Origin of the sequence: Rhodococcus sp. Leaf247, assembly GCF_001426185.1 — a bacterium.
Taxonomy (GTDB): Bacteria; Actinomycetota; Actinomycetes; order Mycobacteriales; family Mycobacteriaceae; genus Rhodococcoides.
Genome location: NZ_LMRP01000001.1, coordinates 434,307 through 447,695, shown reverse-complemented (window position 1 = coordinate 447,695; position 13,389 = coordinate 434,307). Strand labels below are relative to the sequence as shown.

The following is a 13,389-nucleotide window of genomic DNA, read 5'->3' as shown; positions in this document are numbered from 1 at the left end:
TCAGAGGTGCCGGGTGGTGTCGATGCCCAGGCTCATTCCGGCCAGTCCGCGGCTGCGCACGGACAGTTTCTCGGCCACCTCGATCATCGCTTTCGCCGCCGGTGTCTCCGGTGCGCTCAGCACGATGGGGATACCGGAGTCGCCGCCTTCGCGCACCGCGGTGTCCAGGGGAATCTGGCCCAGCAGTGGCACTTTCGCGCCCACGGCGACGGTGAGGCGCTCCGCGACGGCCTGTCCGCCGCCGGTGCCGAACACGTCCATGCGAGTGCCGTCCGGAAGTTCGAGCCAGGACATGTTCTCCACGACGCCCACGACCCGCTGACGGGTCTGCAGCGCGATGGCGCCGGCACGTTCCGCCACCTCGGCCGCCGCCTGCTGCGGGGTGGTCACGACCAGGATCTCCGCGCCGGGAATCAGCTGGGCGACCGAGATGGCGACGTCGCCGGTGCCGGGCGGCAGATCGAGCAGCAGGATGTCCAGGTCGCCCCAGAACACGTCGGCCAGGAACTGCTGCAGCGCACGGTGCAGCATGGGTCCACGCCAGACGACGGGAGTGTTGCCCTGGGTGAACTGGGCGATCGAGATCATCTTCACGTCGTGCGCGACGGGCGGCATGATCATCCGCTCCACCTGCGTGGGCCGCGCATCGGTGCCGAGCATGCGGGGGACGGAGTGCCCGTAGATGTCGGCGTCGAGGACACCGACCGACAGGCCCTTGGCCGCCATGGCCGCTGCGAGGTTGACCGTGACACTCGACTTCCCGACGCCACCCTTGCCCGAGGCGACGGCGTAGACGCGCGTCAGCGATCCGGGCTGGGCGAACGGAATGACGGGTTCGGCAGAGTCCCCGCGCAACGACTTGCGGAGTTCCGTTCGCTGCTCGTCGTTCATGACGTCGAGTTCGACCCGGATGGCGCCGACTCCCGCGACGTCGGCGACGGCCTTGGTGACGCGGTCGGAGATCTCGGTCTTCATGGGGCACCCGGCGGTGGTGAGGAAGATTCCGATGTCGACGGACCCGTCCTCGCTCAGAGCGACGCTCTTGACCATGCCGAGTTCGGTGATGGGCTTGCGAATCTCGGGGTCGTTCACGCGCGCGAGTGCGCTACGAACGTCCGATTCGGTGGCTACGGGCATGCCCCGATGGTAGGCGTTACCGGCTCAGTGAATTCGGGGCAGGTCCGCTTCGGCGGGGGCGATGCCGGTGGAGTACGCCACGGACCACGCGACGACGTTCGCGACGTAGGCCATCGAGTTGTTGTAGCGGAGGATGGCGCGCGTCGCCTGCAGCGGGTCGGCCATGTTCAGGCCTCCGTCGCAGAGGTACTTTCCGGTGGTCGCGGCGCTGTCGAAGAGATTCTGGGGGTCGGCCTTGCCGTCGCCGTTGCCGTCGGTCGCGTAGTGCTTCCAGGTTTCCGGGAGGAACTGCATCGGCCCGACCGCGCGGTCGTAGGTGGCATTGCCGTCGAGCTCGCCGCCGTCGGTGTCCATGATCACGTTGTTACCGGCCAACGATCCGTCCAGAACGGGACCGAGGATGGGTTCGAAGAGGGTGCCGTCGGCTCCAGCTGCTCCGTCGTTGGCGTGGGTGGACTCGACGCGACCGATGCCGGCGAGCAGCGCCCAGTTCATCGAGCACCCGGGGGTGCTCTGTGCGAGCAACTGCTCGGCGCTCCGGTACGCGGCGACGTTGATTCCGGGCACTCCGAGGGGGCCGGCGGCGAGGCTTTCCGGCAGGGCGGGCGCTGCGGGAGGGGGAGGCGAGGCGGGCGCGGGCTCGGGGGTCGGAGCGGGGGCGGGTGCCACGGCCACGGCCGGCGCGACGACCGAGGGTTCGAGGACGGACTCGTTCGCGGCGGCACGGGTCTGCAGGAACGGGATGTCGGCGCTGGCCCCGTATCCGCTGGCGACCGTGATGGCCCCTGCCGGAATCAGGCCGGTCAACGCGATGACCGTGTTCCGTCGCACTGTGGAAGACGATCTCTTGCGGTGCCGACCCACGGATGCACAACCTCCTCGCCCTCGCGAGACTTGTGATCCGCGACGACTTCTCCGTCCCGATTCGGGACTCTCCGACATTTGCTTGCCGGGAGCGAGGGTACCTGATCCGTTGCCGTTCCGTTACCTCACCGTGATGAGCGAGACCTCCGTCACGGAGTGGTGACGGGTGTTGTTTGCTCGGGAGGGGCCGGCGGCGCCGGCGGGCACAGCAGGCAGGGAATGGTCGGCAGCTCGATCACCGGCAGCGGAGGCAACCCGGGGATGCCGAAGGCCGGTGGCTGCTCCACGGGCGTCAACGGCGCCGCGGGAAGGGCTTCCGTCGTCGGTGCCGCCGTCGTGCTCGGATCCGTGACGGACGCGGTGGTCGAGGCCGCCGCAGCCACGGCGAGAGCATCGGCCGGAGAAGGCGCAGCCTCGCCGATACGGCCGACGACGGGGGTGCCGCCGCCGGAGTACGCGGCCGACCACGCCAGCACGTTGGCCGTGTAGGCCGCCGAATTGTTGTAGCGCATGACGGCGGTGGTAGCCTGCGCCGGATTCGTCATGTCGAGGCCACCGGAGCACAGGTACTTGCCGGCCCCCAGTGCCGCGTCGAAGACGTTGTTCGGATCGCTCTTGCCGTCGCCGTTCCCGTCCGAGGCGTAGCCGGCCCAGGTCGCCGGGATGAACTGCATCGGCCCGACGGCTCGATCGTGGCCCGGATCGCCGTCCAGCGCGCCACCGTCCGTGTCGGTGATGACGGCGTCCGCGGCGGACCGACCGTCGAGAACCGGTCCGAGCACCGACGTGATCGTGGTGCCGCCGGCATCGGTACGTCCGCCGCCGGCATGACCGGACTCGATACGGCCGATCGCGGCCAACAGATGCCACGGCAGGTGACATCCCGGTGTCGTCGTCGCCATCTGTGTCTCGGCGGACCGGTAGGCCTGCAGCACCAGCTCGGGAATCCCGAGTGCACCGACCAGGATCGACGCCAGCGGCGCCGCGGGTGCCGCCGGGGCTCCGGCAGGCACGGCGGACGGTCTGGGCGAACGGAAGACCACGGGAGTTCGGTCTGCCGGCTCGACGAGCCCGACGGACGTGTCCCGCGAGGGAACTGTGCGCACACTCTCCGATGCCGTCATCGCGACAGGAGCGTGTGCGGAACTCGGGGTGGCCGATCCCGCGGCCACCGTCACCGCGCTCAGAACCAGGATGGATGCTCCGACGATTCCACCGACGCGCATATGGACAAACCCCCACGACAACTCGTCTGCACACTCACCGAGACCCGACGTGCAGTGTGACCGAGGTTACCGTCGCGTGTCCTCGCTGTGGTCGAAACGAGTTGTTTGGTCGTCCACGGGCTTCTTGCGAGTCTTCTTGCGCGCCTTCTGTTCCTCCGCCGCGGCCGACGCCGGGTCCAGCAGTGCGGCCCGGAGGTCGTCCAATTCGCGTCGGAGGTAGTCCCTGGTGGCCACCTCGCCCACGGCGATGCGGAGCGCGGCCAGTTCCCGTGCCAGGAACTCGGTGTCCGCCTTGGTCTGCGCGGCGCGTGAGCGATCCTCTTCGAGCGACACGCGGTCACGGTCGTCCTGCCGGTTCTGCGCGAGCAGGATCAGCGGTGCGGCGTAGGCGGCCTGGGTCGAGAACGCCAGGTTCAGGAGGATGAAGGGGTACGGATCCCACTGCAGGCTGACCGCGAAGACGTTCAGCAGGATCCAGACGATCACGATCCCGGTCTGGATGGCCAGGTAGCGGCCGGTGCCGAGGAACCGCGCGACGTTCTCGCCCGTACGGCCGACGGAATCGACATCGAAGTCGATCTTGAATCGTCGCGAGCCGCGCGGGGTGTCGAGCCGCTGACGGGCTGTCGCCGTCGACTTCTCACTCATGTCCCACGTGCTCCTGTTCGCGCCAGTCGTCGGGAAGTAGATGATCGAGGACGTCGTCCACGGTGACCGCGCCGATGAGATGCTCCTCGGCGTCGACCACCGGACCGCACACCAGGTTGTAGGCGGCGAAGTATCGGGTGACGGCCGCCAGGTTGTCGTCCGGGGAGAGCGTCGACAGCGTCGTGTCGATGACACCTCCCACCAGACTCGCCGGGGGTTCTCGGAGCAGCTGTTGCAGATGCACGCAGCCGAGGTACCGGCCGGTGGGCGTCGCAGTGGGCGGCCGGACGACGAACACCAGCGACGCGAGCGCCGGAGTCAGATCCGGGTTGCGGGCGCGGGCCAGTGCCTCGGCGACCGTCGCCGACGCGCTGAGCACGACGGGTTCCGGAGTCATGAGGCCGCCGGCCGTGTCCGGTGAATGCTCGAGCAGTCGGCGCACCGGTTCGGAGTCCTGCGGGTCCATCAGTCGCAGAAGGGATTCCGCTTCCGTCTCCGGTAGTTCTCCGAGAAGGTCGGCCGCGTCGTCGGGATCCATGGCCTCGAGCACGTCCGCGGCGCGGGCCGGGGCGAGTGCCTGCACCAGGTCGATCTGGTCGTCGTCGGGCATCTCCTGGATGACGTCGGCGAGACGCTGATCATCCAGGGCGAAGGCCACTTCGAGACGTCGCTTCTCCGGGAGGTCGCGGATGGCGTCGGCGACGTCGGCCGGACGGAGTCCCTCGAACTGCTCCAACAGCTGCGAGACTCCCTGGCCCGGCCGCGACAGATCCGACTGCGTCAGCCCCTGCACGTTCTGCCAGTCGATGACGTGCATGCTGCCGCGTCGACCCAACCGAGTGCGGTGGGGACGGACGGCGACGCGGGAGATGACCCAGTCCCGCGTGCGAGTCTGCTCGATACCGAGATCGACGACCACCGAATCGACGTCGTGGAGATCCTCGGCGTCCGGATCGTCGGTGCGCACACGGGAATCGAGCACCTGTGCGAGAGCCAACACCTCGCCCGGGCGCTGGACGAAACGGCGCATACTGACGTTCCCGGTGGTCAACGTCACCGACGTCGGCTCGATGGCGGTGACACGCAGCATCGGGACGAAGATCTTGCGGCGCGTGGCCAGGTCGACGACGAGCCCGAGGACGCGCGGTTGCTGGCGGCCGACGCGAACCGTCACGACGATGTCGCGCACACGACCGATGCTCTCGCCGTCGGGTCCGAGCACCACGAGGCCCGCGAGCCTGGCGGCGAACACCTTGTTCACTGCTGCCATGGCCGCAACACTAGACGCCGGGCCTTCGACCGGTCGCGCCCGATAGTGTGCGCTGGTGACCCCACGCTTGCGACGTTCCGTGCTCGCCGTGCCCGGCAGCAGTCCGAAGATGATGCACAAAGCGCTGTCCCTGCCCGCGGATGCGGTGTTCCTCGATCTCGAGGACGCTGTCGCACCGGCCGCCAAGGACCGGGCGCGCGCAGCGGTGGCCGACGCGCTCGGCAGCGACGGCTGGGGACCACAACTACGTCTGGTGCGAGTCAACGACTGGACGACGGACGCGACGTTCCGCGACGTGCTCGAGGTAACCGGTCGAGCGGGGCGACATCTGGACGCGATCGTGCTGCCGAAGGTCAGGACCGCCGGCGAGGTGCAGGCGCTGGACCTGCTGGTGACGCAGATCGAGCGGGAGCAGGGACTCCCGGTCGGACGCATCGGGATCGAGCCGCAGATCGAGGACTCGGTGGGGCTGCTGCACATCGATGCGATCGCGACGGCGTCTCCCCGCGTGCAGACCCTGGTGTTCGGGCCCGGCGACTTCATGGCCGACGTGGGAATGCGAACCCTGACGGTGGGGGAGCAGCCCGACGGATACGACAGGGGCGATGCCTACCACCACGTGCTGATGACGATCCTGCTCTCCGCTCGCGCCCACGGGCTGCAGGCGATCGACGGTCCGTACGTCCAGGTGCGCGACCTCGACGGGTTCGTCGCGGCCGCGAGGCACTCCGCCGCGTTGGGATACGACGGCAAGTGGGTTCTGCATCCGACGCAGATCGCCGCGGCCAACGAGGCGTTCTCACCGCGTCAGGCCGACGTGGACCGAGCGCACGCCATCGTCGAGACGTACCGGGGCCACCTGTCGGTCGACGGGGGAGCTCGCGGTGCGGTCGTGGTGGACGGGGAGATGGTCGACGAGGCCGGGCACCGGATGGCGCGCGTGATCCTCGAGGCCGGACGTGCGTCGGGTGTCCTCCCCAGCGGCCAACCCGGCTCGCCAGGCACAATGGAGTCATGACCAACCCCATGTCGCAGCCCGGCCGCCCCGGACAAGGCCTGCCCACTCCGCCGTCGGGATGGCCCATCGGGTCCTACCCCACGTACGCCGAGGCGCAGCGCGCCGTGGACTACCTCTCCGATCAGGAATTCTCCGTCCAGGACGTCACCATCGTCGGCGTCGACCTCATGCAGGTCGAGCGCGTCATCGGTCGTCTCACCTGGGCCAAAGTCATTGGCGGCGGCATCATCTCGGGTGCCTGGCTCGGTGTGTTCCTCGGCCTGGTGCTGAGCATCATCACCGACACCAACTACCTGTCCGCGCTCGTCGTCGGTGTTTTGGGCGGCATCGTCTTCGGGCTGATCTCCGCGAGCATCCCGTACGCGGCCACCAAGGGCCAGCGCGATTTCGCGTCCACCATGCAGCTGGTCGCCGGTCGATACGACGTGCTGTGCGAACCGAAGTCCGCGGAGAAAGCACGCGATCTCCTGGCGCGCCTCGCGATCTGAGCACTGCCGCGTACCGAAAACGTCACGGTGTTGTACCAAGCGCACTAAATCCTCTCAGCTTTCGACTAGGTTCCACTTCGCAGGGAATGCGTGTCCAACGAAGCACACGCTGCGGAGTCGGGTCCGAACCTCGGTACCTTCTCCTGCGGCAGAGGAGGCGGTCGTGCCGAAGAGGTACAGGGCGAGGAAACTCGCAGCTACAGGAGCCGCCGCGGTGGTGGCAGGCAGTCTGTTGGCGGGGTGTGGATCATCCGACAGCGGGATCGTGCTGAGCTTCTACACCGCAGCCGACGGCGCCGAGCAGTACGCAGCCGCCGCGCAGGCGTGCACCGATCAATCCGGCGGTAAGTACCGCGTCGAGCAACGCACACTGCCGAAGAGCGCCAACGACCAGCGGCTGCAGCTGGCCCGCCGCCTGGCAGGCAACGACCGGACTCTGGACCTGATGACGCTGGATGTCGTCTGGACCGCCGAGTTCGCCGAAGCCGGTTGGGCACTTCCGGTTCCGGACGACCTGTCGGCGAAGCTGCGGGACGGATCGGTGCTCGAGGGCCCGCTCGCCACCGCGGAGTGGCTCGACCCCGAGACGGAGAAGAAGGACCAGCTCTACGCGGTCCCCCTCAACTCGAACACCCAGTTGCTCTGGTACCGACCGGACATGGTGCCGAACGGTCAGCCCCCCGCCACGTGGGACGACCTGATCGCCACTGCCGGAGAGAACGCGGCGTCCGGCAAGCCCGCCGCGATCGGCGTGCAGGCCAAGCAGTACGAGGGCTTCATGGTCTGGTTCAACACGTTGCTCGAGAGCGCCGGGGGATCCGTCGTCGGTGAGGACGGCACCACCGTGACGCTCAACGACACTCCCGAGCACCGCGCGGCGACGGAGAAGGCACTCTCGATCATCAAGAGTGTCGCGACCGCGCCCGGCGCGGATCCGTCCGTGTCCCAGAGCGACGAGGGCACAGCACGTCTGGGCGTCGAGGCGGGCAGCATGTTCGCCGAGGTGAACTACCCCTTCGTGCTCCCCGGACTCAAGGAGAACGCCGCTGCCGGCGGAGTCTCCTTCCTCGACCTCTCGAGCGTTCCCGCCGAGCAGCAGGATGCGGCGGTGAACGAGGTGTTCCGCAGCGCCCCCTACCCGTCCGTCACACCCGGTGAGCCTGCGAAGGTCACCATCGGCGGCTTCAACATCGGCGTCGCCAAGACGACCGAGCATCCCGACGAGGCGTGGGCCGCGGTGGCCTGCCTGACCGACGAGCAGAACCAGCGCAACAATGCCGTCGACGGCGGTGTGCCCCCGGTGATCCGGTCGCTGTACGACGACCCGGAGTTCCAGGCCGCGTACCCGGCGTGGGAAGGCGTTCTCGGATCGATCGAGAGTGCGGCAGTACGACCCGTCTCGCCTGCGTACCAGTCCATCTCGATTCTTCTCACCGACGCACTGAACCCGCCGCAGGACATCGATCCGGTCGGCGACGTCGACAAGCTCGCCGACCTGGTGCGCCAGGCCGTGAACTCCGAAGGGCTGATCCCATGACCGTCACCGAAGAGCCCCGGCGCACGCAGAAGCACGCGAAAGCGGCCGAAGCGTTGTCCGAGGGGAAGAAGGCAGAGCGCAAGCTCGGCTTGCTGCTGATCGCTCCCGCCGCGATCCTGATGCTCGCCGTCACCGCGTATCCCATCATCTACGCGTTCTGGTTGAGCCTGCAGAAGTACAACCTGGCATTCCCGGACGACAAGGAATTCGTCGGTCTCTCCAACTACGTCTCCGTCCTCACCGACGGATACTGGTGGACGGCGTTCGCCGTGACGGTGGCGATCACCGTCATCTCGGTCGCCATCGAGTTCGTCCTCGGACTCGCAGTCGCCCTGGTCATGCACCGCACCATCTTCGGGCGCGGGCTGGTGCGCACCGTGGTCCTCATCCCGTACGGCATCGTCACCGTCGCGGCGGCGTACAGCTGGTACTACGCGTGGACACCGGAGACGGGCTACCTGGCCAATCTCCTTCCCGACGGCAGTGCACCGCTGACACAGCAGATTCCGTCGCTGGCCATCGTGGTCCTCGCCGAGGTGTGGAAGACGACGCCGTTCATGGCGCTGCTTCTGCTCGCCGGTCTCGCGTTGGTGCCGGACGACCTGACCAAGGCCGCCCAGGTGGACGGCGCCGGTGCCTGGACCCGCCTGATCCGCATCATCATTCCGCTGATGAAGCCGGCCATCCTGGTGGCGCTGCTGTTCCGCACGCTCGATGCTTTCCGCATCTTCGACAACATCTACGTTCTGACGAAGGGAAGTAACAGCACCGGCTCACTGTCGATCCTGGGTTACGACAACCTCTTCGGGGCTTTCAACCTCGGAATCGGCTCGGCCATCAGTGTGCTGATCTTCTTCTGCGTGGCCATCATCGCCTTCGTCTTCATCAAACTGTTCGGGGCGTCCGCACCCGGCTCCGACGCGGAAGGACGCTGACCCATGGCAGCCACCACGAAGACGAAGGCCGGCTGGTCGATCGTCAACCTCCTCGTCCTGCTGTACGCGTTGATCCCGCTGGTCTGGATCATCAGCCTCTCGTTCAAGCCGGTGGCGAACATCGCCGACGGCAAGTTCATCCCCACCACGTGGACGTTCGACAACTACAAGGGCATCTTCCAGACGTCGCAGTTCACGAGTGCGCTGATCAACTCGATCGGCATCGGTCTGATCACCACGCTCATCGCCGTCGTGATCGGCACCATGGCGGCGTACGCCGTGGCGCGGTTGGATTTCCCCGGCAAGAAGTTGCTCGTCGGTGCCGCGTTGCTCATTGCGATGTTCCCCCAGATCTCGCTGGTGACACCGCTGTTCGACATCGAGCGCGCCCTCGGCCTGTTCGATACCTGGCCGGGCCTGATCATCCCGTACATCACCTTCGCGTTGCCGCTCGCCATCTACACGCTCTCCGCATTCTTCCGGGAGATCCCGTGGGAGCTGGAGAAGGCGGCGAAGATGGACGGCGCGACCCCGGGACAGGCGTTCCGCAAGGTCATCGCACCGCTCGCGGCACCCGGCATCGTGACCGCCGCGATCCTCGTCTTCATCTTCGCGTGGAACGACCTGCTCCTCGCGATCTCGCTGACGGCCACCGAACGTTCGGTCACCGTGCCCGCAGCGATCTCTCAGTTCACCGGTAGTTCGCAGTTCGAGGAACCGACGGGATCGATCGCGGCCGCGGCCGTGGTCATCACCATCCCGATCATCATCTTCGTCCTGTTCTTCCAACGTCGTATCGTGGCGGGCCTGACGTCCGGCGCAGTGAAGGGATAAGTCAATGGCCGAAATCGTTCTGGACAAAGTGACCAAGCTGTACCCGGACGGCGCCGCGGCAGTGAGCGACGTCGACATCACGATCGCCGACGGGGAGTTCATCATTCTCGTCGGTCCGTCGGGTTGCGGTAAGTCGACCACTCTCAACATGATCGCCGGCCTCGAGGACATCTCGAGCGGTGAACTGCGGATCGCCGGTGAGCGTGTCAACGAGCGCGCACCGAAGGACCGTGACATCGCGATGGTGTTCCAGTCCTACGCGCTGTACCCGCACATGACGGTGCGCGACAACATCGCGTTCCCCCTGACGCTCGCCAAGATGAGCAAGGAGGACATCGCGAAGAAGGTCGACGACGCGGCGCGCATCCTCGACCTCGGCCAGCACCTCGACCGCAAGCCGTCCAACCTTTCCGGTGGCCAGCGCCAGCGTGTCGCGATGGGACGCGCGATCGTGCGCAGCCCCAAGGCGTTCCTCATGGACGAGCCGCTTTCGAACCTCGATGCGAAGCTGCGCGTGCAGATGCGCACCGAGATCGCCCAGTTGCAGAAGCGCCTCGAGACCACCACCGTCTACGTCACGCACGACCAGACCGAGGCCATGACCCTCGGCGATCGCGTCGTCGTCCTGCGCGGCGGACTGGTGCAGCAGATCGGATCTCCGCAGGAGCTCTACGACCGCCCGCGCAACCTCTTCGTCGCCGGCTTCATCGGATCACCGTCGATGAACTTCGTCGCCGGCCGTCTCACCGACTCGGGTGTCACCACCTCGCTCGGTGAGATCACGCTGGACAACGAAGCGCGACAGAAGATCTCGCAGAAGAACGTCAAGGGTGACGTCGTCGTCGGTGTCCGCCCCGAGCACCTCGAGGATGCTGCGCTGATCGAGTCCTACCAGCGCATCAACGGCAGCACGTTCTCCGCGCGAGTCGACGTCCTCGAGTCCATGGGATCCGACAAGTACATCTACTTCACCGCCGAGGGACCCAAGGTCAGTTCACGCGAGCTCGACGAGCTCGCGGCCGACTCGGGTACCGACGGTGGTCAGTTGGTGGCACGGCTGTCGGCTGAATCGAATGCCCGCATGGGTCAGTCGATCGACCTGTGGTTCGACCCGAAGCGCGTGCAGATCTTCGACGCCGAATCCGGAGCGAACCTGACGCTCTGACACGACGCTCGATACGAGGCGGCACCCCGAGATCTCAGCGGGGCGCCGCCTCTTTCAGTTGAGCGATGATCTCGTCGTTCCAGATGTGGCTGCGTACCAGGCGGTATCGCTCGCGTGCCACCCACATGTATGCCTCGGCGTCGGTGTGCCGGGTCAACATTCCGCCGACCGACCTGACCATGCGCACGACGGGCAGGAACTCCTCACCGAACCATCGACGGGCCACCGTGCGACGGTCGACGAACTCGCCCAGTTCCTGCATCAACCGGAAACCCCAGGCCTCCACCGCATCACTGAGTTCCGCGTACTGCCACGGGTCGGAGAACTCGATGGCCTCGCGCGACTTGCCGGTCAGCGGAACACGACTGAGGAAGATGCGCCGATGGTCCTTGACCACCAGGTCGCCGCGGCTCGAGATGCCGTCCGGCGAGATGCGCGTGACGATCTCGGTGACGTACGCCTCGATGAGAGTCATGTGCATCGCGCACGCGATGGACACGCGGTGGTGCCCGTCGATGACGAAGTGCATGCCGCCCACGCGGTACACCTCGATCGGCGGCATCGACTCACCGCGTCGCCACGCGGTGGCGAGGCGCTGCCACCGTTCCCGGGTGCGTGTCGACGTCGGCCGGAAGTAGCGATCGAAATCGCGTGTGCGGTCGACACTTCCGACGATCGAGTCGACCCGGATCACCTCGAGTCCGATCCTGCGTTCGCGGACCTTCCCCAGCGCGGCGACGACCTCGTCGAACGGCAGGATGGTCGTGATGTCGTCGGGTTGCCGACGCAACCACCCGACGAGGCGCGCGACGTCGGCGCGCCGACGTTGCCGCGAGAAGTCGTTCTCGGCGTCGGCTGCGGGAAATCCTGTGTCACGAGCCATGTCGTCGCCTCTCGATGACGGGCGGGGTATCGCCACCCGGAGTGATGTCGATCAGTGCGTACCCGACGGTGTTGAGCACGGTGGCGCCATGCAGGTGTCGGTCGACGGGAGTGACGCCGTGGGGATGGATGTGGCCGTGTATCAGCATCTGCGGCCGCAGCTTGTCCGTCAACGGGTCCAGGCACCGGAACCCGCGGTGCGGCGCGTCGTCTCCGTCGCCCAGCCCGAACGGCGGACTGTGCGTCAGCAGGACGTCGACGCCGCGGGAGCCACGCTGGAACAGCGGATGCCACGTATGGGTGCGGATCAGCGTCGACGCTCGGCGCCGCTGTTGGCGCTCGGTCCACTGGTTGGGGCCGTCGCGGTAGCGGATCGAACCACCGAGTCCGGCGATCCGCAGGCCCGCGGCGGCGACGATGCGGCGATCGGCATTGATCGCCCCGTCCGGGCCCGGCCAGCTCGACGGCAGTCCTGCCCGCATCCATCCGGCGCGCCCGGCCGAGTAGCCGCTCAGGTCCGCGTCGTGATTGCCGGGGACGAACACGCAGGGCGCGTTCGCGATCTCCGCCACGTGCTCGAGGTAGTCGAACGGCAGATCGCCGGCACCGAGGACGAGGTCCACTGCGAACGGCAGCCTGCGCGCGTTCCAGAGGCTCTCGACCACCTCGTCGGACACGGTGAGCACGGTCACCACGGCAGTTCCGTCACACAGAAGACCGTACCGGCCCGGGCGTGCACGGGGACCGCAGTGGTTGTATGGATCCCGTGAGTGCGAGTGACGTGATCCAGCAGGTGCGGTCGCACCTCCATCGGACGTGGCAGCAGGACAGCCCGCCCAGTGCGTCGATCACGTTCCTGGGTCTGGAGTCGCTGGACGTCCTTCTGTTCGCGCCCGGCTCCGACGGGGTCGCTCACCTCGCGACGGTCGGGTGTTCGCGTCATCCCATGGCCGACCCGTCCGACATGGTCACCGATTCCCAGCGCGGCCCCCGCGCCGAACTGGTGCTGTCGCTGCGGCGCATGGACGAGGCTGTCCGCGACGTCTGGCGCACGCTCGCGACGTTCGCCGCGTCCCCGGCGGTCGAGGGCATCGTGCTGGTGCCCGATGCGCTACTAGATGCGGGGGAGCCGCTGTGGCCCGGAGCTCCGTTCACGGCAGTTCTTCTGAGCGTCGACTCGGGGGTTCCCGACCTGGTACTTCCGGAGCCGTACGACCCCGTGACCTTCCTGGCCGCTGTCCCGGTGACCGGCACCGAGGCGGCGTGGGTGCGTCTGCGCGGTGCGGAAGCACTGCGCGAGGCGTGGACCGAGGCGGGGATCGACGTCACCGATCCTCGGCGGTCGGCCGCGTCGCTGCGTCCGCCGACCTGACACCGTCCACCGA

14 protein-coding genes are annotated in these 13,389 nt (G+C 67.4%); 7 read left to right on the top strand and 7 right to left on the bottom strand.

Going from position 1 to position 13,389, the window contains the following annotated elements; all coding sequences use genetic code 11:
- From ASG64_RS02015 to ASG64_RS01995, 5 genes are all read right to left on the bottom strand, one after another.
- Window positions 1–1,137 carry an Mrp/NBP35 family ATP-binding protein gene (locus ASG64_RS02015; protein ID WP_042574708.1) on the bottom strand — a complete coding sequence of 379 codons (1,137 nt, stop codon included), beginning with the start codon at window positions 1,135–1,137 and terminating at the stop codon, window positions 1–3.
- Between the two features lie 24 nt (window positions 1,138–1,161).
- On the bottom strand, window positions 1,162–2,001 hold the full coding sequence (locus ASG64_RS02010; RefSeq protein ID WP_056069526.1) for a lytic transglycosylase domain-containing protein: 840 nt from the start codon (window positions 1,999–2,001) through the stop codon (window positions 1,162–1,164).
- Window positions 2,002–2,150: 149 nt separating this feature from the next.
- Window positions 2,151–3,227, bottom strand: a complete 1,077-nt coding sequence (locus ASG64_RS02005; RefSeq protein ID WP_056069523.1) for a lytic transglycosylase domain-containing protein — start codon at window positions 3,225–3,227, stop codon at window positions 2,151–2,153.
- 66 nt (window positions 3,228–3,293) lie between these two features.
- A complete protein-coding gene (locus ASG64_RS02000; RefSeq protein WP_042574705.1) occupies window positions 3,294–3,875 on the bottom strand; it encodes a DUF1003 domain-containing protein in 582 nt (193 codons plus the stop codon).
- A complete protein-coding gene (locus ASG64_RS01995; RefSeq protein ID WP_042574704.1) occupies window positions 3,868–5,145 on the bottom strand; it encodes a magnesium transporter MgtE N-terminal domain-containing protein in 1,278 nt (425 codons plus the stop codon). Before ASG64_RS01995 ends, ASG64_RS02000 begins: the two co-directional genes overlap by 8 nt.
- A gap of 55 nt (window positions 5,146–5,200) precedes the next feature.
- On the opposite strand from ASG64_RS01995, the gene ASG64_RS01990 reads away from it, so the two are divergent.
- The 6 genes from ASG64_RS01990 (at window position 5,201) to ASG64_RS01965 (ending at window position 11,122) form a co-directional block, all read left to right on the top strand.
- The gene (locus ASG64_RS01990; RefSeq protein ID WP_082517980.1) at window positions 5,201–6,163 is read left to right on the top strand and encodes an HpcH/HpaI aldolase/citrate lyase family protein; all 963 of its coding nucleotides are present in this window, start codon (window positions 5,201–5,203) and stop codon (window positions 6,161–6,163) included.
- Entirely contained in the window at window positions 6,160–6,651 is a 492-nt protein-coding gene (locus ASG64_RS01985; protein ID WP_056069520.1) for a general stress protein, read from the top strand. The genes ASG64_RS01990 and ASG64_RS01985 overlap by 4 nt, the downstream gene beginning before the upstream one ends.
- Before the next feature lie 217 nt (window positions 6,652–6,868).
- On the top strand, window positions 6,869–8,188 hold the full coding sequence (locus ASG64_RS01980) for an extracellular solute-binding protein (RefSeq protein WP_442970498.1): 1,320 nt from the start codon (window positions 6,869–6,871) through the stop codon (window positions 8,186–8,188).
- Window positions 8,185–9,123: a carbohydrate ABC transporter permease gene (locus ASG64_RS01975; RefSeq protein ID WP_056069516.1), complete on the top strand. Its 939-nt coding sequence runs from the start codon at window positions 8,185–8,187 to the stop codon at window positions 9,121–9,123. Before ASG64_RS01980 ends, ASG64_RS01975 begins: the two co-directional genes overlap by 4 nt.
- A gap of 3 nt (window positions 9,124–9,126) precedes the next feature.
- Window positions 9,127–9,957 (top strand): carbohydrate ABC transporter permease, encoded by an 831-nt coding sequence (locus tag ASG64_RS01970; protein WP_042574700.1) that lies wholly within the window; start codon window positions 9,127–9,129, stop codon window positions 9,955–9,957.
- A gap of 4 nt (window positions 9,958–9,961) precedes the next feature.
- Complete coding sequence (locus ASG64_RS01965; protein WP_042574699.1) at window positions 9,962–11,122, top strand: ABC transporter ATP-binding protein; 1,161 nt, start codon at window positions 9,962–9,964, stop codon at window positions 11,120–11,122.
- 34 nt (window positions 11,123–11,156) lie between these two features.
- Here ASG64_RS01965 and ASG64_RS01960 read toward each other — a convergent pair whose 3' ends face one another.
- The gene (locus ASG64_RS01960; RefSeq protein WP_042574698.1) at window positions 11,157–12,005 is read right to left on the bottom strand and encodes a hypothetical protein; all 849 of its coding nucleotides are present in this window, start codon (window positions 12,003–12,005) and stop codon (window positions 11,157–11,159) included.
- Window positions 11,995–12,699, bottom strand: a complete 705-nt coding sequence (locus ASG64_RS01955) for a metallophosphoesterase family protein (protein ID WP_042574697.1) — start codon at window positions 12,697–12,699, stop codon at window positions 11,995–11,997. Before ASG64_RS01955 ends, ASG64_RS01960 begins: the two co-directional genes overlap by 11 nt.
- Before the next feature lie 62 nt (window positions 12,700–12,761).
- On the opposite strand from ASG64_RS01955, the gene ASG64_RS01950 reads away from it, so the two are divergent.
- Complete coding sequence (locus ASG64_RS01950) at window positions 12,762–13,376, top strand: suppressor of fused domain protein (RefSeq protein ID WP_042574696.1); 615 nt, start codon at window positions 12,762–12,764, stop codon at window positions 13,374–13,376.
- Window positions 13,377–13,389 lie beyond the last annotated feature (13 nt).